Genomic DNA, 279 nt, shown 5'->3' on the forward strand with positions numbered 1-279 from the left:
GTTGGCTCAGGGCGCCATCGATCATTCGGTGGACTACATCCAGAACCGCGTCACCTTCAAACAGAAAGTCAGCGACTTCCAAGGCATACGCTGGATGATCGCAGACATGGTCACCCAGACCGAAGCTGCCCGCCAGCTGGTCTATCGCACCGCGTCCATGGTCGATGCCGGCGTTACCGGCCGCACACTCGCACCCATGGCGGCCATGTCGAAGATGTTCGCCTCGGACGTGGCGATGAAAGTCGCCACTGACGCCGTGCAGCTGTTCGGGGCCGCAGG

At 62.0% G+C, this 279-nt stretch carries 1 protein-coding gene; it reads left to right on the forward strand.

What is annotated here, in order from left to right; all coding sequences use genetic code 11:
• The coding region (locus tag SB751_RS29780; protein ID WP_410748996.1) for an acyl-CoA dehydrogenase family protein at window positions 1-279 on the forward strand (279 nt) is incomplete at both ends.

This window comes from Cupriavidus sp. SIMBA_020, from assembly GCF_046535395.1.
Taxonomy (GTDB): Bacteria; Pseudomonadota; Gammaproteobacteria; order Burkholderiales; family Burkholderiaceae; genus Cupriavidus; species Cupriavidus campinensis.